Origin of the sequence: Enterococcus sp. AZ194 (genome assembly GCF_051713825.1) — a bacterium.
Taxonomy (GTDB): domain Bacteria; phylum Bacillota; class Bacilli; order Lactobacillales; family Enterococcaceae; genus Enterococcus_K.
In genome coordinates this window covers 2,895,530-2,919,696 of record NZ_JBIOQR010000001.1, presented here as the reverse complement: position 1 = coordinate 2,919,696, position 24,167 = coordinate 2,895,530, and the positions used below count along the sequence as shown (strand labels likewise).

At 37.7% G+C, this 24,167-nt stretch carries 22 protein-coding genes and 1 pseudogene; 15 read left to right on the top strand and 8 right to left on the bottom strand.

Annotated elements, in window-relative coordinates; translation table 11 throughout:
* Window positions 1-44: 44 nt before the first annotated feature.
* A complete protein-coding gene (locus IGI37_RS13745) occupies window positions 45-851 on the top strand; it encodes an MBL fold metallo-hydrolase (protein ID WP_438762612.1) in 807 nt (268 codons plus the stop codon).
* Between the two features lie 181 nt (window positions 852-1,032).
* Here IGI37_RS13745 and IGI37_RS13740 read toward each other — a convergent pair whose 3' ends face one another.
* The gene (locus IGI37_RS13740) at window positions 1,033-1,713 is read right to left on the bottom strand and encodes a lysostaphin resistance A-like protein (protein WP_438762610.1); all 681 of its coding nucleotides are present in this window, start codon (window positions 1,711-1,713) and stop codon (window positions 1,033-1,035) included.
* Window positions 1,714-1,916: 203 nt separating this feature from the next.
* Between IGI37_RS13740 and groES the strand changes: the two genes are divergently transcribed.
* Both groES and groL read left to right on the top strand, forming a co-directional pair.
* On the top strand, window positions 1,917-2,201 hold the full coding sequence (gene groES / locus IGI37_RS13735) for a co-chaperone GroES (RefSeq protein ID WP_438762608.1): 285 nt from the start codon (window positions 1,917-1,919) through the stop codon (window positions 2,199-2,201).
* 38 nt (window positions 2,202-2,239) lie between these two features.
* The gene (groL, locus tag IGI37_RS13730; RefSeq protein WP_438762607.1) at window positions 2,240-3,868 is read left to right on the top strand and encodes a chaperonin GroEL; all 1,629 of its coding nucleotides are present in this window, start codon (window positions 2,240-2,242) and stop codon (window positions 3,866-3,868) included.
* Window positions 3,869-4,230: 362 nt separating this feature from the next.
* Here the strand turns inward: groL and IGI37_RS13725 are convergent, their stop codons facing one another.
* Window positions 4,231-5,097 (bottom strand): LysR family transcriptional regulator, encoded by an 867-nt coding sequence (locus IGI37_RS13725; protein WP_438762606.1) that lies wholly within the window; start codon window positions 5,095-5,097, stop codon window positions 4,231-4,233.
* A 242-nt stretch (window positions 5,098-5,339) separates the two neighbouring features.
* Between IGI37_RS13725 and IGI37_RS13720 the strand changes: the two genes are divergently transcribed.
* The 5 genes from IGI37_RS13720 (at window position 5,340) to IGI37_RS13700 (ending at window position 11,184) form a co-directional block, all read left to right on the top strand.
* Window positions 5,340-6,656: a YeeE/YedE family protein gene (locus IGI37_RS13720; RefSeq protein WP_438762605.1), complete on the top strand. Its 1,317-nt coding sequence runs from the start codon at window positions 5,340-5,342 to the stop codon at window positions 6,654-6,656.
* Between the two features lie 53 nt (window positions 6,657-6,709).
* Complete coding sequence (locus tag IGI37_RS13715; RefSeq protein WP_438762603.1) at window positions 6,710-8,413, top strand: FAD-dependent oxidoreductase; 1,704 nt, start codon at window positions 6,710-6,712, stop codon at window positions 8,411-8,413.
* A gap of 86 nt (window positions 8,414-8,499) precedes the next feature.
* Window positions 8,500-9,273: an ABC transporter permease gene (locus tag IGI37_RS13710; RefSeq protein ID WP_438762601.1), complete on the top strand. Its 774-nt coding sequence runs from the start codon at window positions 8,500-8,502 to the stop codon at window positions 9,271-9,273.
* Window positions 9,274-9,346: 73 nt separating this feature from the next.
* On the top strand, window positions 9,347-10,390 hold the full coding sequence (locus tag IGI37_RS13705) for a taurine ABC transporter substrate-binding protein (RefSeq protein WP_438762599.1): 1,044 nt from the start codon (window positions 9,347-9,349) through the stop codon (window positions 10,388-10,390).
* Window positions 10,391-10,416: 26 nt separating this feature from the next.
* Window positions 10,417-11,184: an ABC transporter ATP-binding protein gene (locus IGI37_RS13700; RefSeq protein WP_438762597.1), complete on the top strand. Its 768-nt coding sequence runs from the start codon at window positions 10,417-10,419 to the stop codon at window positions 11,182-11,184.
* Between the two features lie 248 nt (window positions 11,185-11,432).
* On the opposite strand, the gene IGI37_RS13695 is transcribed toward IGI37_RS13700, so the two are convergent.
* Window positions 11,433-12,512 (bottom strand): S66 family peptidase, encoded by a 1,080-nt coding sequence (locus tag IGI37_RS13695; protein WP_438762595.1) that lies wholly within the window; start codon window positions 12,510-12,512, stop codon window positions 11,433-11,435.
* 259 nt (window positions 12,513-12,771) lie between these two features.
* Between IGI37_RS13695 and IGI37_RS13690 the strand changes: the two genes are divergently transcribed.
* Window positions 12,772-13,287 (top strand): DUF3916 domain-containing protein, encoded by a 516-nt coding sequence (locus IGI37_RS13690; protein ID WP_438762594.1) that lies wholly within the window; start codon window positions 12,772-12,774, stop codon window positions 13,285-13,287.
* Window positions 13,288-13,339: 52 nt separating this feature from the next.
* Here IGI37_RS13690 and IGI37_RS13685 read toward each other — a convergent pair whose 3' ends face one another.
* From IGI37_RS13685 to IGI37_RS13670, 4 genes and pseudogenes are all read right to left on the bottom strand, one after another.
* A complete protein-coding gene (locus IGI37_RS13685; RefSeq protein ID WP_438762592.1) occupies window positions 13,340-13,666 on the bottom strand; it encodes a hypothetical protein in 327 nt (108 codons plus the stop codon).
* A gap of 47 nt (window positions 13,667-13,713) precedes the next feature.
* Window positions 13,714-13,980 (bottom strand): annotated as a pseudogene (locus tag IGI37_RS13680) (GNAT family N-acetyltransferase); the annotation flags it as partial.
* Between the two features lie 237 nt (window positions 13,981-14,217).
* A complete protein-coding gene (locus tag IGI37_RS13675; RefSeq protein WP_438762590.1) occupies window positions 14,218-14,841 on the bottom strand; it encodes a YczE/YyaS/YitT family protein in 624 nt (207 codons plus the stop codon).
* Between the two features lie 212 nt (window positions 14,842-15,053).
* Window positions 15,054-15,731: a Crp/Fnr family transcriptional regulator gene (locus tag IGI37_RS13670; RefSeq protein WP_438762588.1), complete on the bottom strand. Its 678-nt coding sequence runs from the start codon at window positions 15,729-15,731 to the stop codon at window positions 15,054-15,056.
* A gap of 102 nt (window positions 15,732-15,833) precedes the next feature.
* Between IGI37_RS13670 and IGI37_RS13665 the strand changes: the two genes are divergently transcribed.
* Window positions 15,834-16,580, top strand: coding sequence for a nitroreductase family protein (locus tag IGI37_RS13665; protein WP_438762587.1), 747 nt, complete (start codon window positions 15,834-15,836; stop codon window positions 16,578-16,580).
* 402 nt (window positions 16,581-16,982) lie between these two features.
* Here the strand turns inward: IGI37_RS13665 and IGI37_RS13660 are convergent, their stop codons facing one another.
* Window positions 16,983-17,738, bottom strand: a complete 756-nt coding sequence (locus IGI37_RS13660) for a MerR family transcriptional regulator (RefSeq protein WP_438762585.1) — start codon at window positions 17,736-17,738, stop codon at window positions 16,983-16,985.
* Window positions 17,739-17,875: 137 nt separating this feature from the next.
* Here IGI37_RS13660 and IGI37_RS13655 point away from each other — a divergent pair, with 137 nt between their 5' ends.
* The 5 genes from IGI37_RS13655 (at window position 17,876) to IGI37_RS13635 (ending at window position 24,159) form a co-directional block, all read left to right on the top strand.
* Window positions 17,876-18,739, top strand: a complete 864-nt coding sequence (locus tag IGI37_RS13655; protein WP_438762583.1) for an HAD-IIB family hydrolase — start codon at window positions 17,876-17,878, stop codon at window positions 18,737-18,739.
* 226 nt (window positions 18,740-18,965) lie between these two features.
* On the top strand, window positions 18,966-20,438 hold the full coding sequence (locus IGI37_RS13650) for a nicotinate phosphoribosyltransferase (protein ID WP_438762582.1): 1,473 nt from the start codon (window positions 18,966-18,968) through the stop codon (window positions 20,436-20,438).
* Between the two features lie 13 nt (window positions 20,439-20,451).
* Window positions 20,452-21,279: an ammonia-dependent NAD(+) synthetase gene (nadE, locus tag IGI37_RS13645; RefSeq protein WP_438762580.1), complete on the top strand. Its 828-nt coding sequence runs from the start codon at window positions 20,452-20,454 to the stop codon at window positions 21,277-21,279.
* A 276-nt stretch (window positions 21,280-21,555) separates the two neighbouring features.
* A complete protein-coding gene (locus tag IGI37_RS13640) occupies window positions 21,556-23,400 on the top strand; it encodes an LTA synthase family protein (protein WP_438762578.1) in 1,845 nt (614 codons plus the stop codon).
* Window positions 23,401-23,403: 3 nt separating this feature from the next.
* The gene (locus IGI37_RS13635; protein WP_438762576.1) at window positions 23,404-24,159 is read left to right on the top strand and encodes a tRNA 2-thiocytidine biosynthesis TtcA family protein; all 756 of its coding nucleotides are present in this window, start codon (window positions 23,404-23,406) and stop codon (window positions 24,157-24,159) included.
* The last annotated feature ends 8 nt before the right edge of the window (window positions 24,160-24,167 follow it).

The window sequence follows — 24,167 nt, the reverse complement described above, 5'->3', positions numbered from 1 at the left end:
GCGCAGATAGAGTAGTAGAGATAGAAGGGAAGAAGCTGTAAATTATGGATTCAAAGGAAGCATTTAAAGTTAGTATCTTAGCTAGTGGAAGTACAGGTAACTCCCTTTATATAGAAAGTGATAAAAAAAGAATTCTTGTTGATGCCGGCCTAAGCGGAAAAAAAATCACGTCGTTAATGGCTGAAGTGGGACGTTCTCCTGAGGATTTAGATGCCATTTTGGTGACACATGAGCACAAAGATCATATTCATGGCGTCGGTGTTTTGGCTAGAAAATACAAGTTGGACGTCTACGCAAATGAAAAGACTTGGGATGCCATGGACAGTATGATAGGAAAAGTTGATGTCGCTCAAAAACATATTTTTGAAATGGGGAAGGTCCTAACACTCGGTGATTTGGATATTGAAAGCTTTGGTGTGTCACATGATGCAGCAGCTCCTCAATTCTACCGTTTTTATAAAGAGAATCGTTCGTTTGTTGTATTGACGGATACAGGTTATTGCAGCGATCATATAAGAGGTGTTATTCAAGATGCAGATGCGTATCTGATGGAAAGTAATCATGATTTGGAGATGTTACGAATGGGTGGTTATCCATGGAGCTTGAAGCAACGAATTTTAGGTGATCATGGTCATTTGTCAAATGAGGATGGTGCCTTAGTTATGACCGATATTATTGGCGATCGAACCAAACGAATTTATTTGGGACATTTGAGCAAAGAGAACAACATGAAAGAGTTGGCTCATATGACGATGGAGAATACGCTACGTGAAAGAGATTTTGGTGTAGATGAAGATTTCAGAGTTTATGATACTGACCCAGATTCCGCAACAGAGCTCTTTTCAATTTAAGAATACAAAAAAAGTCGCATGCTGTGAAGAGCATGCGACTTTTTTGTAAGGGATGATATAGGTAGTCTAAGTGTCATAAATCCTACTGCGAAAGAATTTTCAATCCTCTAATTCGTCATATGAACTTGTGCTACATCCGTAATTCCTGCCATAAAAGCGTTCGACGTCTGGTCACAAGTAGCTAGCTTATTCCAGCCAACTGAATAAGTAGAACAACCAGATTCATACCAATGTGTGTACAGATAGAGGTCCAAATACTGCCAGTAAAATAATATAATAATGAAAATAAAAGGCCTAACGAGAAGTAAATCAGTAAATGACCATCTTGATGGGCGATAGCAAAAAAGAGAGAACTGATTATTGCGCCGACCCCAAAATTAGAATAATGATTTATGAAGCCTAAAAAGGCCCGTCTAAATACAAGTTCTTCCATTATTGGCGCAATGATAGTTGTAACTAGCACATAGACAGGAAGTTCAAGAACAGTCTGAGTGATGGTTTGGGTATTTTTTGAAGTGGCGGTTGATTGAAACAGCCAACTTTCAACAATAGCCAACCAATATTGAAGAACTAGCGCAAGTACAATTCCAACAATAGCCACTAAGAAAATTTGAAGAAGCGTTTTTTTCTTCCTTTCAAAAGGGAGAGGTTCAGTTTGGCGCGTATAAAAATAGAGAAGAAGGAGCATACCAAATAAGGAAGAAAGGATCACACTCAAGAGGTAGGGTGTGATAGAAATTCCCATGTAGCTCACTTTCTGATTAGCAGAAGAAATGAGTCCAACTTGGACAAAAAAACCTGGCAGCATTAAGGAAAGACCATAGAAAAACACGGTTAAGAAGCTATATTTTTTTAAAGACATAAAAGGGCTCCTGTCTAATTTTTATTCATTATATCACACGAAAAACAAAATAAAGTCGTTGGAAGTTGCAGAAAAATTTTGAGATTTTTTTGAAAGAAAATACTTGCAAACTGAAACGGAAATGAGTATCATAAGAAATGTAAGTTAGCACTCAAAGTACAAGAGTGCTAAAAACTAATTACTATTTAACGGAGGGATTTATCGTGTTAAAACCATTAGGCGATCGTGTGATTATTGAAGTCGCACAAGAAGAAGAAAAAAGCGTTGGAGGGATTGTTTTAGCTTCATCTGCCAAAGAAAAACCACAAACGGGTACGGTTATCGCAGTTGGTGAAGGACGAGTACTTGAAAGTGGTCAAAAGATTCCTGCAACAGTTAAAGAAGGCGACCAAGTAATGTTTGAAAAATATGCTGGAACTGAAGTGAAATACGAAGGAAAAGAGTATTTAATCGTTTCAGGGAAAGATATTATTGCGATTGTAGAATAATAATCAACTTAAAATAAATTCTAGAGGTGGAAAAAATCATGGCAAAAGACATTAAATTTGCAGAAGACGCACGCGCAGCAATGCTACGTGGAGTAGATATTTTAGCGAATACAGTAAAAGTAACATTAGGCCCTAAAGGAAGAAACGTTGTTTTAGAAAAATCATACGGTTCTCCACTAATCACAAATGATGGGGTAACGATTGCTAAAGAAATCGAATTAGAAGATCATTTTGAAAACATGGGCGCAAAACTCGTTTCAGAAGTTGCTTCTAAAACAAACGATATTGCAGGTGATGGTACGACAACAGCGACTGTTTTAACACAAGCAATTGTTCGTGAAGGATTAAAAAATGTGACTGCTGGTGCCAACCCATTAGGAATTCGTCGTGGGATTGAGCTAGCAACAAAAGCAGCGGTTGAAGAATTGCATGCTATTTCAACAGTTGTTGACTCTAAAGAAGCTATCGCACAAGTTGCAGCCGTTTCTTCAGGAGACGAACGCGTTGGCCAATTGATTGCAGATGCAATGGAAAGAGTTGGTAACGACGGAGTGATTACAATCGAAGAGTCTAAAGGGATTGAAACTGAGCTAGATGTCGTTGAAGGAATGCAATTTGACCGTGGTTACCTATCACAATATATGGTGACTGATAACGATAAGATGGAAGCTGTTTTAGATAATCCGTATATTTTAATTACAGATAAAAAAATCTCAAACATTCAAGATATTCTTCCATTATTGGAACAAATTTTACAACAATCTCGTCCATTATTAATCATTGCTGACGATGTAGATGGCGAAGCACTACCAACCTTGGTATTAAACAAAATTCGTGGAACCTTTAACGTTGTAGCTGTTAAAGCACCAGGTTTTGGTGACCGTCGTAAAGCGATGTTAGAAGATATTGCTGTCTTAACGGGCGGAACAGTGATTACAGATGATTTAGGCTTAGAATTAAAAGATACAGCAATCGAAAATCTTGGAAATGCAAGCAAAGTAGTTGTTGATAAAGATAACACAACAATTGTTGAAGGCGCTGGTGAAAAAGAAGCTATCGATGCACGAGTACAATTAATTAAAAACCAAATCGCTGAAACAACTTCTGATTTTGATCGCGAAAAATTACAAGAACGTCTAGCTAAATTAGCCGGTGGAGTAGCGGTTGTCAAAGTTGGGGCAGCTACAGAAACAGAATTAAAAGAATTAAAACTACGTATTGAAGATGCCTTGAATGCAACACGTGCCGCAGTAGAAGAAGGGATGGTTTCAGGCGGTGGAACAGCGCTTGTAAATGTGATTGGTTCAGTTGCAAAAGTAGCAGCAGAGGGTGATGTGGCAACTGGTCTTAAGATCGTCATTCGCGCACTTGAAGAACCAATTCGTCAAATCGCTGAGAATGCCGGTTACGAAGGTTCAGTTATCGTCGACAAACTAAAAAATGTTGAATTAGGCGTTGGTTTTAATGCTGCAAATGGCGAATGGGTAAATATGGTCGAAGCAGGAATCGTTGACCCAACTAAAGTAACTCGTTCAGCTCTACAAAATGCCGCATCTGTTGCTGCTTTATTATTAACAACAGAAGCAGTCGTTGCTGACAAACCAGAACCACAAGCACCTGCAATGCCACCAATGGATCCATCAATGGGTATGGGCGGCATGATGTAGGCTCTTTAAAAGGACTAACTTGATCTAACCAACCGTTTATTCGGATAAAAAGAGCATGGGACATAACTTTTTGAGTTATGTCCCATGCTCTTATTTTGGCGTAATTTTTTTCTTCGAATGTCGACTAACGGCACTCCTATAGTAAAGTTTTTATTAACTCTATAAGCTTTAATCAGACTGTTCATATATCCTTATATAGGCACGAAAAGAAGTTGAGGATATCCCTTGTTATATAGGAGTGCCTTTCTACTTTTAACTAGTGAAACGAGTATGATGAAGACTATAGTCTGTGATGATGAAGGATTCAGAAAAAATGAAAAGAACTATCTTTTGGAACCATAGGGGAAATAAGATACTCGCTTTTAAAGCTGTTGCAACAAAACCAACTCGGCCATTATTTGAGGGTCAATTTTTTTCCCTTTGAGCGTGACTAAATAAAAGTATTCTATGAATAATTGTTCAAGTGGAATTTTTTTTAATGTCTGGTTCTTTAACTCTTTTTCTACTGAGGCTTCAAATAGAAAACTTACTCCTCTATTTTCGGATACTCTCTTTTTTATAATAGTGGTTGTTGCAATTTGACTACATCGTTCAAAGTCCTGTGTCTTTAAGTGTTCATTATGAAATTTTTGTTTCAAAATATCTGTTACGCCGGATCCTTCTTCCCGTAAAATGAGAGACTCGGGTAGCAGATCAGCTAGACAATGAGCTTGCATAGCGCGATTATTGTCTACGGCACAAACCCCAATTAGTTCCTGTTTAATAAAAGGAGTTAAATTATAGTTATCAGAATTTAGGATACCCGCAATAATCCCTATATCAATCTGCCCCTCTTGTAGCTTTGTTAATAAAACACTGGTTGTATCTATGGAAAGCTCGATATCTTTTCTGTTAAAAAAGCTTGTGAGAGGAGTCCCTTTTTCGAATAAGATGTATTCTCCAACAGTACGACCACAGCCGATTTTTATTGTTTGCTTATTTTGCAACGTGTTACGAGTTATCTCGATTTCGGGCAATATTTGTTCGAGACGCTCGAGTAAATAGATCCCTTGTTTTGTCAATTTCAGATGACGATTTTGGTAATTAAATAAAGGAACACCTAAATCATTTTGTAGATACTGAATGTGCTGTGTAACGGCAGGTTGGCTGAGGTTTAGTTCTAAGGACGCTTGCGTGTAGTTTAAGGTTTTAGACAAAGTTATAAAGGTTTGATAACGGTAGTCTAGCATAAGTGAATGGACTTCCTCTCTGAAAATATAGAATACGCTTTGTTTGATTGTGTAAAAAATCACAATTTGATTGTATCCATAAGTATATCTTATAAGTGAATAAAAATAAACGATTTTACGGAAGCTGCTATTAGGTGTACTCTTTAACAAGAGAAAGCATTCACGAAATATATTTAGTTCATTTCATCAGGTGCTTTCCAAATTGAATTATTTGTGAAATGGAATACAAGAGGAGTGGAAGAATGCAAGAAATTGGACATCAGAATGAGGTAGATTCAGTAGGGACACAGCGCTTGATATTCAATAGCCAACCAATCATTGGGGCCATTGTTGTTGTAGTGTTAGTCGGGTTAGGCTTTTATTTGAACAATGTAAAAGCCTCTCTAGCAATGCATCTTTTTGCAGGAGTATTGATGGGGTATGTTTTATCAAGAGCTCGGTTTGGTTTTGCGGGAGGAATTAAAAGGATTTTTGTACGAGGAGAAGGTAGTTTATCAAAGGCACTTATTATTATGTTTGCTATCACAATGTTTATTACTTTGGGGATTCAATGGTATTCAGCCCAAGCTGGTGCAGTACCTGATTACTTAGCTGAAAAAGGACAAGCTATTATTCCAGGTACACAGAATGTTGCATTTACGAATATTGCAACGATTGTTGGTGGACTATGTTTTGGAATCGGAATGATTTTTTCTGGGGGCTGTGCTTCTGGAACTTTGACAGATTTAGGGGAAGGAGAAGGCCGCGCGTTTGTTACCTTAATTTTTTTTATCATCGGTTCAGCACCTGGCGAAATAGCTCGCAAAATTGTTGATGGAACAACAATTGGTAAGATTGGAATGCAAGTATATTTGCCTGAGACTTTTGGTTTTTTTGCGGCGATACTGCTATCACTGTTAGGGTTAGTCTTGTTATACTCTCTTGCTGTGAAATACGAAATTAAACGAAAGGCTCTGGGAAGTTATCATGATCCTCTGGGCGATTGGGAAGATTTTGAAAAGCCAGCAGATAATAATCACTCACTCACACTCTTTGAAAAGGCCTATCACAAATTATTTATTGAGCGCTGGACATTCATGCGTGGTGGAATACTAATCGCTTTTATCTGGGTATTTATATTAGTGACTCAGCATAAAGCCTGGGGGGTTACGTCATCATTTTCTAAAATGAGTGTGTTTGTTGGGGAAGCATTTGGGCTACATTTTACCAACACTAAGCTAGTTGAATTGTCACAAGAAATATCAGGCGGCATTTGGTTTGATGGTGGAACCATTCGAAACTTTGGGCTGATTATAGGTGCCTTGCTAGCCTTTTTACTGGCTGGACGTTTTAAATTGAATTTCAATTTTAAAGTGAAGGACGCAGGATATTTTATTGCTGGTGGGTTATTGATGGGGTTCGGTGCACGTTTTGCAAAAGGCTGTAACGTTGGCGCGTTATATTCTGCTATGAGTACATTCTCTATTTCAGGATGGGTTTTCTTAATTGCTATGATTTCAGGCGGTGTTTTCGCATTAAAAGTATTTGCAGGCAAAGCTTGTACACTTCCTAAATTGTAGTCAAAACTGATTAAATAGATTCGTAAAAAAGTTATTCTTTTGGAGGGAAAAATATGTCAAAAAAGATTGTAGTAATTGGTGGCGTTGCTGGCGGCGCCTCAGCAGCAGCACGTATCCGTCGTTTGGATGAGTTGGCAGAGATTGTCCTATTTGAGAGAGGTCCGTTCGTATCTTTTTCAAATTGTTGTTTACCATTTCATTTAAGTGGCACGATACCAGATGCTAATGATTTAGTTTTAATGAGCCCGATACAGTTTAAGAAACAATATAATATTATTGCAAAAGTCAATAATGAAGTTATTTCTATTAATAAAGACGAAAAAACGGTAACAGTTAAAAATAGGGAAACCGGTGAGCATTTAGATGAGCCATACGATGAGTTGATTCTATCTCCTGGGGCACGAGCAATTATGCCAAGCAGTATTAAAGGGATTGATGCTGAAAATGTCTTTTCTGTGCGAAACGTTCCAGATATTGTTGCAATCAAACAATACATTGATGAAAAACAGATTGAAGACATCGTTGTTGTAGGGGGAGGCTTTATTGGATTAGAAGTGGCTGAAAACCTAAAATTAGCGGGGAAGAATATCAGTTTAATCGAAGCTACGAATCAAATAATGAAGCCATTTGATTATGATATGGCTCAAATTTTACACAAAGAACTCTTAGATAAGAAAATCAATTTAATTGTTGAAGATAGCGTGGTTGAAATTACACTAGAACATGTTGTCTTAGCATCTGGTAAAAAAATACCGGCTAAAGCTGTTGTAGTGGCAATTGGCGTTACTCCAGAAACAGACTTAGCCCAGCAATCAGGATTGAAGATTACAGAAACTGGTGGTATAGATGTCAATCATCATTATCAGACATCAGATAAACATATCTATGCTGTTGGTGATGCTATCGAAGTGACACATATGCAAACAGGTAAAAAGACACGGTTAACAATGGCTGGGCCGGCTCAGCGACAAGCGCGTGCGGCTGCCGATCATATCTATGGACGGACGTATCGAAATAAAGGAGTTATCGGCTCTTCTGTTGTCCGAGTATTTGATTTAAATGCAGCACGAACTGGGTTAAATGAAAAAGAATGTCAAGCAGAGGGGATAGATTATCAAACTGCTTATGTTATTCCGAAAGATAAAGTAGGCTTAATGCCAGATGCTAAACCATTATTTTTTAAATTAATTTTTGCTGTTCCTTCTGGTCAAATTTTAGGGGCACAGGCGATTGGTCAAGGAAATGTTGATAAACGAATTGATGTTATTGCAACGATGATTACAATGAATGGAAATTTACAAGATTTAGCTGAGGTAGAATTATCTTATTCCCCGGAGTATGGGACAGCGAAAGATGTTACCAATATGGCAGCACTCGTTGGGTTGAATATTTTAAATGGGGAGTATCAACAAATCCCAGTCACTGAAATTCGTCAATTAGTCGAAGACAATGCATTTATTATTGATGGTCGTGAATCTGCTGAATATGCAGAGGGCCATATCAAAAATGCTGTAAATATCCCGATGAGTGAATTTCGCGATCGGTTAGATGAAATTCCAGACGACCAGCCAGTGTATGTGCATTGTTTGTCTAGCCAACGCAGTTACAATATGTGTAGGGCTTTAGGGATGCTTGGCTTTGATAATGTCTCGAACATACAAGGATCATTTTTGGGTCTAAGTGTGTATGAATACTTTAATGACCAAACAAAAAATCGTGAACCAATCGTTACGAACTATCGTTTTGACTTAATGTAAAAAAATGCTCACCATGCAATTTTTGTATGGTGAGTTAAACTCTTAGAAAGTAGCGTTAATCCATTGCTTTCATTAAGGAAATGACTATGAAAGAAATTAGTAAAAAGAAATTTAGTTTAATGGTTCTATTAACTTGGGTTATCTTGCTTGGAATTTGGTGGATTACAACGAATACTCGCTTAATTGATTCTAAGTTGGTTCCGACACCACAAGAAACGTGGCGCACATTCATAGATATTCTAAAACACGGCTACAACGGCATGTCTTTGTGGAAACAGCTAGTAGACAGCTTCTATCGAATGTTTATTGCTGTATTTTTTGCCATTGTAACGGCAGTTCCTCTGGGTTTGTTGAGTGGGTATTTTGTGTTCTTTAGAGCAATCATTGATTCATTAGTTCAGTTTTATCGTCCTCTGCCTCCACTGGCTTACTATACACTATTAATTCTTTGGTTAGGTATTGATGACACGTCTAAAATAACGTTATTGTTCTTGGCGGCATTTGCCCCAATCTATGTATCATGTGTCTCGGCCGTTTCAAGAATAAACAAAGACTATGTATTAAGTGGGGAGTCCCTTGGTGCAAACAAGCAACAAGTTTTTTTCACTATTGTTTTTCCAGCATGCTTACCACAAATTTTTACAGGAATTAGAACAGCTGTTGGCGTGGCCTATACAACACTGGTAGCGGCTGAAATGGTTGCTGCCACTAGTGGGATTGGATGGATGGTGATAGATGCTAGCCGTTACTTGAAAAGCGATGTGATGTTTGTTGGAATCATAATTATGGGGATCACAGGTGTTTTATTGGACTTTATTCTACGTCAAATTGAAAAAAGAATCGTTTTTTGGGAAGAATAGTTGAAAGGTTAAATATTCAGATTGGGAGAATACACTCTTAATTTTCCCAGGCGCAAGGAGGTGGAGGTGTATTATGAATAAATTAAAAATCATTGCTGCAATGGTTATGGTGGGATTATTACTGACTTCATGTGGCGATACCAAGAGAAAAGCAGAAGACAATGATACAGGACTACCAAAAGAAGTCAACATAGGGATTATTCGAGTGCCCAATGATAAACAGGTGGCTATTTCAGAAGGGTACTTTGATGATTATTTTACAGATAAAGGAATCAAGACAAATTTTATTTTTTTTGATTCAGGTGTGGCGGCTAACCAAGCATTCGCATCTGGGAGTATTGATTTTGCAGAAATGGGTTACACTAACGGAGTAGTCGCATTATCTAAAAATCTATCTGTTGAATTAATCTGGATTCACGATGTTCTTGGAAGCAATGAAGCTTTAGTTGCTCAAAAGGATTCTGAAATTACAACGGTTGCCGATTTAAAAGACAAGAAAGTGGCTGTTCCCTTTAGCTCCACAGCACATTTTTCATTATTGAAGGCTTTGCAAGAAGCCGGGATTGAAAAGGATGTCCAACTACTTGATATGCAAACAGCAGAGATTGTGGCAGCATGGGAACGTGGTGATATTGATGCCGCCTATACGTGGCAACCAACGTTAGCAAAAATAGAGGAGACTGGAACAAGACTGACTGATAGTGAAAAATTGGCAGAAAAAGGTTATATGACAACAAATATTGATTTAGTTCGCAAAGATTTTTCTGCAAAATATCCAGAACTAGTTGTTGATTATTTAGCAGTAATGTCAAAAGGCCGCGAATTGTATTGGGAGGATGCTAAGACTGCATCAAAAATTGTCTCTAAAGATTTAGAAATTGAACCAGAAGAAGCTCTAGCACAAATGAAAGGTTCTACATGGCTGACACCCAAAGAGCAGTTATCAGAGAAATATTTTGGTACAATGAAAAAACCTGGTCAATACCATCAAGTTTTTATAGATACAGCGAAATTTTTGAAAGAACAAAAGTCCCTCTCTGAAGTACCAAGTGAAGAAGAGGTTCATCAGTTTATCAACTCCAGTTATATTGAAAAACTAATCAATCGTTCAAAATAAACAATAGGAATTTAGAAGGTGGAAAAATGATAGAAAAGCTGCTGGAAGTTTGCCAAGCAGAAATTGTTTATCAATCAAAAGAAGAACAAATACAAGCAATAAAACCTATTGATTTGACGATTAATCAAGGCGATTTTATTTGTCTAGTTGGGCCTTCCGGGTGTGGCAAAACCACATTATTAAAGATGATTGCAGGTTATTTGAAGCCAACATCAGGGAGTTGTTATATGAAAGGCAGGGAGATTACGAGTCCAAGCTGGAATAGAGGCGTGGTCTTTCAATCACCGACACTATATCCTTGGTTGAATGTTGAAAAAAATATTGAATATGGCTTAAAGGTTCGAAAAGTTCCTAAAGAAGAACGGAATAGAATCAGTGACTATTTTTTAAAGCAAATAGATATGAAATCAGCTGCCAAACGATATCCATTCGAACTATCTGGTGGAATGAAACAACGAGTTTCAATGGCTCGAGCTTTAGCAAATGAACCAGAGTTACTTTTGATGGATGAGCCATTTGGTGCGCTAGATGCGTTGACACGGATTAATATGCAAGCTTTACTTCGTAGAATTTGGTTAGAGAACAATAAGACTATTTTCTTAATCACACATGATATTGAGGAAGCTCTATCTTTAGGAACAAAGATATTGGTTATGTCTAGTGGTCCAGGTTCGATTATTGAATCATATGATGTTCATTATGCTCGTATTGCTTTAGAAAGAGATAATCGAGTTAAAAGCGATGAGAAATTTGTTCAATTGAAGAGTCGTATCTTGAATCGTATTATGGGCTAACGTAGAATATTGGGATTATAGGAAGCATGAAAGCTTTAAAAAGGGATGTAGTGGGAGTAGTTCTGCTAGCATGAGAGGATCTTAGCTCTGTTTTTCATAAATAAATTCCCCTGTCTGATTGGTGACTCTGTCTTACAAGGGAATTTATTTCGTGGAATGCGATGGATTATTTCAAGACTTCCGAATAACTGATTTGTAGCATTATTTTATCGTGGATTCAAATGTAGAGATATCCTGTCATCCTCTGATTAATCACTAAAAGGGTTCTCCAAAAATTTGATTTCTTGTTTGTTTACATCTACTTGAGCCTTTATTCCAATTGGTAAGACACATCTAGGGGTGGCATGACCGAAATTCACGTTACAAACAATCGGGATATTTTTATTATCGATTACTTTAATCAACGCCTCTTTGTATTCTTCGTAAAAAGTCTCATCTTGTGGTTTTCCAAAAATAATACCATTAATCTGATGAAACAAACCTCTTCTTTTTAGCTCCAGCAGCATTTCTTTTACTACTTCTGGCGATTCTTTCAGTTCAGAAGTCTCAATAAACAGTAGCTTTCCTCGCCAGTCATTGGCTGTAGGGAACAGATGATAACGCTCAATAATGACTGGTTCATCTTGGTGAAAATGTGGCGTAAGCATATCATAAAGACTATCTAGGCAACCGCCAAGTAGTTCTCCTTCAAAAACTGATTTCCCTTGTAATAGCTCATACCCTTTGTGATCTTTATGAGCTATCCTGTTCTTACCAATAGCTTTTGCGGAAAAATCAGTTCTTTCTTCATACCAGATAGCACTTGGCGTAATTTTTCCATAGTTTTTTGAATCTTTTAGATAATACTTGAAATATTTTTCAGTGTACGACAGCATTTGGTTGCTAATTTCTCCTAAGTCAGTGATCAGTGCCATGCCATAATAAGTTGTTAAGCCTAACTTATAAAACATGAAGTGATTGACCGTGGTATCTGAAAAACCAGTAAATAATTTGGGCTTATTTTTTACTAACTCAATGAATTCTTTGTTCTCCATTAGATAAGGAAGTGTCTTATAAGTATCATCGCCACCAATTGCGCAGATAATTCCTTTAATTGAGTCATCACGGAAGGCTTCAATCAAATCTTCGGCTCTCTTTTCAGGATGATTGGCAATATAATCAATGCCTTTTAGTGCGTGAGGCATATAAATAGGCTCCAAACCAAATTCTTTCAAGCGTCTAGTTCCAATCTCCAAATTATGTCGAATATAGGGCTCACCCAATAAGCCCGATGATAGGCTAACAATCGCAACTTTGTCACCTTTTTTTAGTTTGTTGGGTTTTAACATGTAGCTATCCTCCTAGCATTTGCGTCTATATTTTATACTATGAAACTATTTCATCAATAACATGCATAGCCAGATAAATCACTCATCAGTAAGTTAGCTCATGATATAATTACAATGGCATAATTATTTATATACAGTGTAACATCAATAATACAATTCCCTATCTAAAAAAGATAGAGTAAGTTTTCTGTTAGTAAATAACTCGGAAATCCCACTACAGTAAAAAAGTTTAATAGAATATGTTGAAAGAGGAATCTTTATGAGAGCAAAAAAAGTCAGAGGAATTAGGCGGAAATTAAATAAAATGTTTTACCATGTTGCTAAATATACAGCGGAGTTTCCTACAATTAATGGTGACTATTGGCACTTATATTTACCGACGACTTACAATTTTATTAATTCGCCTAAGCTGCCTAATAAAGTTAAGATACAATGTATTCAATTACTAATCAATAAGGCACAACAATTAAGTGAGTTAAAACCAATCGATCAAGAGACTTACCGAGTAGTTGTTGCAATTACTCTTAATCATTTATGGAGCTCTCAGATTATTCTATTCAAAGGGGATAATTATTTTAATGTTTTTTTTGATAGAAACGATAACTATCAAAAGTGGTCACCTCTACCTGGTCATAAAAAATTTGAGTTGCAGGAAAATTTATTTGTTCCAGAAAATTTTAGTGTTCTAGGATATAAAGAAACACTTTCGTACGAGGGGGCTCCTAATATAATCAGCTATACAGGTGACATATGGTTTATTGGAAACCTAACCTAAATTGAAACTCAAAATAGACTGACCTTTCATTTCACTCGTTCTCCCCTAACAGTTAGAGTCCGAGCCTAGTTTTTTCGGTAGAATAGTAAGTAATCTTTTTCTTGTTTTGTCTTGCATAAACAATCTCTAGTTGTGTTCTCTCGCCAATATAACCATCGACGTCGATTACAAAAATCCCGTCCGCTAAATCAATCTTTTTAAGATGGACAGCTCCTAAAATTTCTTTCTCTTCATCTGTAAGTTTCGGTTTATCTCCTAGTTCGAAAAAAACGGGGCTGAGTATAACTAGCCCTTTTTGAGAAAGGGTCATTTCTACTTTTTTGAAGGTTTGTTCAAATTTAATCGAACCGCATAAAGTGATGACTTCGGTCTGACTCATTGTTTGTCCTCTCATTGCTGAATTATTTTGGGCGCTCAAAATTTTCTTTAACTCAAAAACTTGATACAGGATACTTCTGATTCAAATCCCAACTGTTGGTAAAACGGATAAGTTTCCTCTTCGGTAGATAAGGTGATAATCTCAAGTCCTTGTGCCTTGGCTTCTTTTAGTAAGGCTTGAATGAGTTGAGTGCCAAGTCCTTTTCCTTGGTGTTCGGGGCTGACCATGACATCTTCTATATAACCATGCTCAAGTCCTGGGCCACACATATAACCAAAAGCCACGAGCTCATTGGTTTCATTTGCTCGAATACTTGCATAAAAATTACATCTAGAAAATAAAAGCGGATAATCAGAATAGCGTGGGCCTCAACCAATTTTCATCCGTAATTTAGGGACTTCTTCATTTTGTATAGGGGCATTAATTGATAACTTATAAATGATTCAACACATCCTTTTATGTAATAAATCTAGTATAGCAGATTACATTCATCTGCAGAAGGCGACAAAAATTCTTATTTGTTTGTTGAACTGCGTAAAAGAGACACTCATTTAAATCAGCTGACGACTATAAATGAACTGGTTAATCGGTTTTGCCAGTCGATCGGATATAAGTTGAACAAGCGGAGAGAGGCTGAACAATACGATGAAGGTACCTAGCGCAATTTGTCGAGCGATGAATAGAGTCAAGACAATCGCGATTGAGTCACCAACGAATTTTGACGTTCTGAGATTTAATGAAAAACGCCGGGCAAGACTGAGCATCAAACAATCTACATGATTGGTTGGATACTTTGCTTGAATATAAATAGAAATACCAATCGACATTAGGACAATTCCAGTAATAAATAGAATAATCCGTACGATGGGTGTTTCACTAGGCCAACTATTTTTGACGAGCGTTAAATAAAAGTCAATGAGGAGACTTTGGATGAGACTAGTAATCAGCGATAAAAAGACGTGCCAGTCGTTGGTTAAGAGGTAACAGACGACCAGAATCAATGAAGCAGTTAGAATTGTTGCTAGGCCGACAGGAATCTGGGCTTTTTTGCTGAATGCGACATAGACACCGTCCCATGCACTTTGACCATAAGTACTTGTAATCAGAAAAGAGATTCCTACTATTAATAAATTAAAACCAATCAAATAAATAGCCGTCCGTTTGATATAGATCATTTCATTCACCTTCCATTTCGAAATCTTGTTAAATTTCAATAAGTTCGGTTCATTGTAGAAAAAAACGAACGGGAAGTCTGTTGCTCAGGCAACGCAACTGATTGTTTATTGAACGCCATACCTCAAATCAATAGTAGATAAGCTGTTTTATCAAATTATTAACAGGAATAAACACGCAACTGATTCGTTAAATAATTGTATAGGGTATCTTTTCAGTCACTGAGACTCATGGTTGAGTTGATTTCAAAAGAATTTTTGTGATAACTGATAATCCCTGCTTTTTGCATCGTACTGAGTTCCCTTGAAAGTGCACTTCTATCAACGTCTAAATATTGGGCCATTTCTTCTCTGTTAAACGGGATAAGAAAGGCATTTGATTGTTGTTCTTTGGCTATTCTTGAGAGGAAGGTTAAGACTTTTTCTCGAACAGTTGGCATGATTAAACAATCGTTTCGATCATGGAGTTCCAAGGCTCTTTCTGAGACGCTATCAAACAAATTAGATAAAAACAGACGATGAGCGGACTCAATTTCTGGGTAGTAACTAAAGAGTTTTTCTCTCGGAATACAAAGCATTGTCAAAGGTTCAACAGCACGGATTGTCATCGGACATTTTCGTTCGATGCTCAAGGCAGTTAATAAAGCTGAATAGCCACCTGCATGATGGAACGTTACGATGATTTCTTTGCCAAGGATATTTAATTTGCTGCTTAAGGCCGTGCCGCTCATTATAATCCCTAATTCGTGCACTTCTTCTTGTTCATACACAATAGTCTCGCCTTTTTGGTAAACTTTTTGTTCAGCATTCATGCGTGTGAGCAAGGCTTCAATTTCTGAGAGGGTTAGACGGGCAAAAAGATTGGTGTTTGTTAGAGTTGAATAAGGCATCATGACTTTTCCTCCTACGTTGCGTAGGCAACATATTTTATAGGTAGATGATAATATAATTGGCTGGTAAGTACAATACAATTGCTAAAAAAGGAGTGCTGAAAAATGAATTCAGTCATTGAACTACAACTAAAACACAAAACAATTCGTAAATTTAAGGACAAAGAATTGGACGAGACGACAGTTTCACAGTTGGTGGAAGTTGCCCAACATACGGCTACCAGTAATTACGCGCAATCGTATACCATTATGAGTATAACAGACGAAAAAAAGAAAAAGAGAATAGCTGAGATTGGTAGACAGCCGTATATAGCCGAGGCGGGGCATCTTTTTATTTTGCTATCAGACCAAGCAAGAAATGCAAAGATCGTTGAAGAGTCAGGAGAGTCAACCGACATTTTTTCTTCGTTTGATAAGTTTTTGATTGGGGCGACAGATGCTATCTTAGCCGCTCAAAATATTGTTGTGGCTGCTGAAAGTTTAGGATTAGGCGGTGTTTTACTGGGAAGTATTCTCAATCAAGTAGATGAACTGACTCAGCTTTTGGAATTACCGCCATTAGTTGTACCTGTTCTAGGGATTGCATTAGGTTACCCTGATCAAGAGCCTCAGCAAAAACCACGTCTTCCAGAAAAACTCGTTCATTTTGAAAATACGTATCCTAAATGGGAAAACGTTTCGGAACAGTTGGTAGAGTATGATAGCACGGTGACCAATTATTATAATGCTCGCGATTCAAACAAACGGATTGAAACATTTGCTCAAATGATTACACAATGGAGTCAAACAACGCATCCAGGACGTCTGAAAATGTTGACCTACATTCAGGCGCAGGAGCTAGCAAAATACTAAAAAAGTGGCTCTAGGCAAAAAGCTTGCCGCACAAACGAAGCATCATTAAATCAAATAGAAAGTCCCTCAGCTAGACATGATTTGTGTCTAGCTTTTTTTAACTGAAAAGGGATTATATAATGTCGAGGTGTAAGAAAACCATTGGTAATAGTTTTTCCAGCACCTTTCATGAGACAAAAGTAGCAAGGCCGCATCCATGATTTCTTCCATCAAAAAGTTATGCCCCATGCTCCTATTACCCGAATAAACGGTGGGCACAGAAGGGACTCCATCTGCTCTCAACAACTTCTACGCATGAGACATGCTAGAGTTGATGTTGCACAGTACCTACCCGGTTCTCGGAATTAAACACTTCTGTCCCAACCTTATTTCTACTAGAAAACTATCGAGCCTTTTCCAAATTTATTTTTGATTCTTAATCGCTTCAACTAAATAATTAGTGGCATTTTCACCGACTTGTCCATTATAGTATGCGGCAAAACGTTCGTCGGCTAAGTACGTCTCAGCAAGGCCTTTGTGCGCCTCTAGTGAGTACTCAGGCCATGAGTAAGACAACCATTGTTTGTGTAGTTGAGCAACTTTTTTTTGTAAAGCAACATCTTTTCCCTCAGCTGTAATCAACTCACTTAGCGCTTCAAAGAGTGCTTCCTCCGTATCGTTCATTTCTTTAAATTGTTCTTCTGTTAGATTGGCAAACTTTTTGTTCGATGTAACGACCGTTTGCTCACCGTATTTTTCACGAATTTCTTTTCCATAAGCTGCTTCATTTTTCCGTAACTGTTCTTGTTTAAATGCTTCAAATTTGTCTTTGTTTGACATCTGAATCTCTCCTTTTTGGTAACGTAAAGTCTGTTCTACTGTATAGAGCAAGGCATCAATTGCAGATCTTTTTTCAAGTAGTCGTCTGTGATGCTCCTCTAAAGCAGTCGCAATTTGAAAGTCTGGTTGATCTAAAATGTTTTTTATTTCTTCCAGCTTCATATCAAGGGAACGATAGAAAAGGATTTGTTGTAGGCGGTCAATTTCTTCTTCACCGTAAATACGATACCCTGAAGAATTGACTCGCTTAGGTTTTAATAACCCTAGTTCGTCATAGTATCTAAGTGTTCGTGCACTAACACCAGATAAATGCGCTATTTTTTTGATTGTATATTCCATAATTATTCTCCCCCTGACAAAATCTATCATAAGCCTTCACGTAACGAGAAGGTCAAGTTATTTTGTAAAAAAAGTTAAATTGCTTAAAGACTACTTATGTTATACTTGATTTGAAGACAAAATGAAAGGGGTTAGTTATGAATATTGTATTTGCAGATATTGATGGGACATTTCAAGGGATGGGGGCACCTGTACCTCAAATAAATATTGATGCGGTAACAGAGCTACAAAAACGTGGAGATCATTTTGTCTTTGTCACCGGACGGGGGTATGGATTAGTTGAGCCGTTACAAAAAGAACTGGGGTTAGATTGTGACGTCATTTTTGGGAACGGTGCTGGTTTGAAAGAGATAGGGAAGAAAGCAACCTATCGTAATTGTCTTTCTTTACCCACTTTAAAGAAAATGCTTCCTATATTGGATGAGTTAAATATTCTTTATTTTATTCATACGGATGATGAAGTATTGATGCAGCCTATTGATAACTATCGTCAGAATCTTCAAGAGTTACGCGAGAGTATGACGTTCATGGGAGATAAAGGGACGATGCTGATGGACTTCAAAACAAACTATTTTGAAAAAGATTGCCATCATGTATCAGACATTGCGACTTTCTTGGAGGAGCACCCTGAGCGAGTAATCGTCAAGGTTGAGTTAATGGAAGCAAGTGAAGAAAAACATCAGTTATTAAGAGAGAAATTAAGCAGTGCAGATACGTACGTTTTTGAGTCTTACGTAAAAACACTAGAAATCGTTAATCCCTTAAGTACAAAAGGGGCTGCGATTCAGTCGTATTTGAAGAAGTTTTCTGATGTCACAAGCTATGGTTTAGGTGATGGCGAAAATGATTTAGCAATGCTTGAAGTGGTGGATGTTGCCGTAGCAGTTGAAAATGCTACGGACCGAGTGAAAGAAAAGAGTCATCGAATAGCTCCAAGCTGTGAAGAAGGCGGCGTCGGGAAATTTATATTTGAAGAGATTCTAAATAAAAACAACGAATAAGCAAAATAACTTGTTTTTGAATCAAATAGAGATAAACGCTCGATACTTTCTACGAATGAAGGTATCGGGCGTTTTTAGGGTTCTGGCTGAATATAGCTAAAGTATGTACAATAATGAACAAATTATCATAAATACGAGCGATTTCCTTTTTCATTTCTGTTTTTTTGTTATAATAGGGGATAAATAAATTGAACGTATCTGTTTCATATAAAAGAGGAGCAAGAAGATGGAAAAAGTCTATGTCGATGATAGCCTAACATTACATACGGATTTGTATCAGATTAATATGATGCAAACGTATTGGGAGCTGGGCCGTGCAGATTTGCATGCGGTGTTTGAGTGTTACTTTAGAGAAATGCCGTTTAAGCATGGTTATGCGGTTTTTGCTGGGCTAGAGCGCTTAATTGAATACTTGGAGAATTTACATTTTTCTGAATCGGATTTAGCTTATTTAAAAGAAGTTGAAGGCTACTCAGATGGGTTTATTGATTACTTGAGAAATTTCAAATTTGCTTGTACGGTTCGTTCAGCCAAAGAAGGCGAACTGGTTTTTAATAATGAACCGATTATTCAAATTGAAGGGCCGTTAGCTCATTGCCAATTGGTGGAAACAGCACTATTAAATGCCGTGAATTTCCAAACCTTGATTGCGACTAAAGCAGCACGTATCAAATCCGTGATTGGAGAAGATCCTCTTTTGGAATTTGGGACGCGTCGGGCGCAAGAATTTGATGCCGCTATTTGGGGAACTAGAGCAGCCTATATTGGTGGAGCCGATGCAACGAGTAATGTTCGTGCAGCAAAGGTTTTTGGTATTCCAGCTAGTGGAACACATGCGCATTCATTGGTCCAATCATACGGAAATGACTATGATGCCTTTGTCGCTTATGCGAAGACGCATAAAGATTGTGTCTTTTTGGTGGATACCTACGACACATTAAAGTCAGGCGTGCCCACTGCGATTCGAGTGGCCAAAGAGTTTGGCGATCAAATCAACTTTCTTGGCGTTCGAATTGATAGTGGCGATATGGCCTATATTTCCAAAAAAGTCCGTGAGCAGCTTGATGAAGCCGGTTTTACAGAGGCGAAAGTTTTTGCTTCAAATGATTTAGATGAAAATACTATTTTGAACTTAAAAATGCAAAAAGCCAAGATTGATGTTTGGGGCGTTGGGACCAAACTAATCACAGCCTATGATCAGCCAGCGTTAGGAGCAGTCTTTAAGCTTGTTTCGATTGAAAATGAAGCTGGTGAAATGGTGGATACAATTAAGCTTTCAAGTAACGCCGAAAAAGTTACAACGCCTGGGAAAAAACAGGTTTGGCGAATCACTCGAAACTCAGATGGTAAGTCTGAAGGGGATTATGTAACTTTGTGGGATGAGGATCCTCGTGAGGAAGCAGAAATATTTATGTTCCATCCAGTTCATACCTTTATTAATAAGACAGTTAAAGATTTTTCTGCGCGTCCTGTCTTACAAGAGATTTATCATGAAGGAAAGCTTGTTTACGAGTTGCCGTCATTAGAGGAAATTAAAGAGTATTCACGAGATTGTTTGGATTCTCTTTGGGAAGAATATAAGCGTGACTTGAATCCGCAGAAATATCCAGTCGATCTGTCGACAGATTGTTGGAATCACAAAATGAAAATTATGGAACAAATTCGTCAAGAAGTAGCACGCAGCTACATTGTTGACTAGGAGGAAGTTAAGGATGAGCTTACAACAAGAGATTATCAAAGAATTAGGCGTTCAACCGGTGATTGACCCAGAACAAGAGATTCGTCGAAGTGTTGAATTTTTGAAAGCTTATTTAAAAAAATATCCATTCTTAAAATCGTTTGTCTTAGGAATCAGTGGTGGACAAGATTCAACTTTAGCAGGGCGTTTAGCTGAGCTGGCGATGAGTGAGATGCGTCAAGAGACAGGAGATGCGGACTATCAGTTTGTAGCGGTACGTTTACCGTATGGAACACAAGCGGATGAAGTAGATGCAAAAATGGCCTTGGATTTTATTCAAGCAGATGTTCGTTTAAAGGTGGATATTAAGCCAGCCGTTGATGCACAGGTCGCTTCATTGGCGGAGGCTAGTGTTCAAGTCAGTGATTTTAATAAGGGCAATATCAAAGCGCGACAACGGATGATTACACAATATGCAGTCGCTGGTGATAGAAAAGGTGCGGTAATTGGAACGGACCATGCAGCGGAAAACATTACGGGGTTCTTTACGAAGTTTGGTGATGGCGGCGCAGATGTGTTACCATTATTCCGCTTAAACAAACGACAAGGCAAAGCTTTATTAAAAGCTTTGGGTGCACCTGAAGAGTTGTATCTAAAAATTCCAACAGCAGATTTAGAGGACGATAAGCCATTAATCGCTGATGAAGTAGCATTGGGTGTCACCTATGATGAGATTGATGATTATCTTGAAGGTAAGGTAGTTTCTGCAGATGCGCAAGCGAAAATTGAAGCTTGGTGGCACAAAACACAACATAAACGGCATTTGCCGATTAGCGTGTTTGACACCTTCTGGAAGGAATAACGATGAGGAGAGTTTGGCTAGCCAGGCTCTCTTTTTGAGTGAAGAAAAGTTATATAAGTTAGACAATAGAGTAGCGACTCTTGTAGAAAAGAGCATCTAATTGATTGTTGTCTTAGGTTGTTTCCTTATAGCAATTAGTTAAACTACAATAAAATCATCTGAATTCAAATTCGATAAGGCGTCACAAAGGAGCTTTACAATCAAAAAGGCAAAGACTACAATAAAAAGTAATACGTTAAAAATTCTTTCTAAGAATAGAAATGAAGGAGAACTTTCGTGAAAAATACCATCCACAAATTGATTAAGGATAAACGAATTACTTATCCGCTGATTGCTATCTTGTTACTTGCTTTACTAATTGGGAGTAATCTCTATCTTCAATGGTGTCAAAATAATCTTTCCTGGGACTTAGCATTCAAATTTGCTTTTTCTTGGCATGCAGAAAAATTCTTTTTAGGCTGTTTGGTTCTGGCTATCCTAGGACTGTTTTTAATTAGTCTTGCCGGATCTATAAGTTTTGGCGCGATTTTATATAGTTTGATTATTGGCATTTTGGGCTACGCAGATTATATGAAGATGACCTTGAGACAGGAGCCCATCTATCCGGATGACTTAAAGATGATTACGGAGCTTGGGTTATTAAAAGAAATGACCGGCACAGGACCATTTATTTTTATTCTGATTTTAGCGGTCCTTGTGTTGGCTTTATTTGTCTGGGGGATTTATAAGAGCTTCAGAAAACCTCGTCGTTTCCAAGTGATTCGTGGTGTTCTTTTTATTTTGTCGATTTCGTTGTTTGCTTATATCAGCAACTTCAACAATCCAAACAATTTGTTACGCAAGGAGTACAACAAAACGGCCCTATGGATTCCTTATAGTCAGAAGATGAATTACTATAATACGGGTTTTATCGGTGGCTTTTTATATAATTTAAAAGTAGAAGCGATGGATAAACCTGAGGGCTACTCCAAAGAGAAAATTTTAGAGATTACCAAAAAATATCAAAAAGAAGCAGAGAGTCTGAACGAAACGCGAAGTAAAGAAGCACCCAACATTGTTTACATTATGAGCGAAAGTTTTTCTGATCCCGCTCGCTTGAACGGATTGACAATTAGCGGCAGTCCTTTAGCAGACTACTATGATATGGCTAATCAAACCTATAGCGGCAACATGCTTTCACAAAACTATGGCGGTGGGACAGCCAATATCGAGTTTGAAGCCTTGACTGGGTTTTCAATGGAATTAATGAATCCACAGATGACAACACCCTATACCATGTTAGTACCGAAGATGTCAGAAATCCCTTCATTAGTCTCTGTTTTACAAGAGCGAGAGTATGATACGACGGCTATTCATCCGTACAATACCTCAATGTATAAACGAAAAGATGTGTATGAAGTGATGGGCTTTGATAAATTTTTGGATGAAGATACCATGGTTTACACAGATAAACTAGAGAATAATGCCTATATTTCTGATAGCTCAGCCTATAGAGAAGTGATGGATATCTTAAACGATGACTATACCCCGCAATTTGTTCACTTGGTGACGATGCAAACGCATATGCCTTATAATGGCAAATATACAACGCTTGATTATGATGCGACAGGGCAAGGGAATATGGATTCTTTGAAAAATTATCTGCAAGATGTTTCTTACAGTAGTCAAGCTTTAAAAGAGTTTTTAATTAATTTGAAGAACATCAAACGCCAAACATTGGTGGTCTTTTGGGGGGATCATTTGCCAGGAATTTATTCGGAAGAAGTGCAAGCAGAAAATGAAGAGAGCACTCTTCATGAAACACAATTTTTGATGTATGATAACACAGGAAATTTGACGAATTCAGATACGCATACAGCCGTCACGAGTCCCTTTTATTTTGCTAGTGACTTGATGGAACAAAGTAATCAGCCAACGACAGGCTTTTATCAGCTGCTCACGACAGTTCAAAAAGAACTTCCTGCCTTTGAAAGAAATCTATATTATCAAAATGGGCAGTGGGTTAAAGAAATTAGTCAGTCCACAAAAGAAGCGACTGCTTATGAGGATTACCAGCTCATTCAATATGATATTGTTGCTGGAAAACAATACAGTCTAGCTGAAAATTTTTTTAAGGAGTAAAGTATGAGTTTTATAAAAAAAGATAATCAACATTATTATAATCCGATTCGTCGAGCAGTATTAAATCACGAGATGATACAACCAGGGGATCGAGTAGCGATTGGAATGAGTGGTGGAAAAGATAGCACGAGTCTGTTATATTTCCTTGATACCATTAGAAAGCAGAAACGCCTGGGCTTTGATTTTGAAATTGTTCCGATTAGTTTAGCAATGGGCTTTGATATGGATATCACTCCAATGCAAAGATTTGTTGAAGAGTTAGGATATTCTCTAGATGTGGTGGATACTAATATCGCTCAGGTTGTGTTTGACATTCGTGAAGAAAAATCACCCTGTTCTTTATGTGCCAAATTAAGGCGCGGTTATCTCTACGCCAGAGCAAAAGAATTAGGCTGCACAAAAGTGGCATTAGGGCACCATCTTGATGATGCGATTGAAACGTATTTTATGAATTTCCTATTTCATGGGAAAATGAATAGCTTTGAGCCTAAAAGTTATCTTTCCAAAACTGATATTACGTTGATTCGACCGATGCTGTATTTGGAGGAGAAAGAAATCATTCGGTTTGTTAAGAGAGAAGAGTTACCAGTAATTTTTAATCCTTGTCCGGTCGATAAAAAGACCAAGCGTGAGGAAATCAAACAGCTAGTGGGCAAGCTAGCAATCGATTATTCAGATATCAGAGAAAAGTTTATCATGGGAATGGAACAAGGACAGGGTCAAGATTTTTGGACTGACTCAAAAACAGGCTCGTTCTGAATTGACGA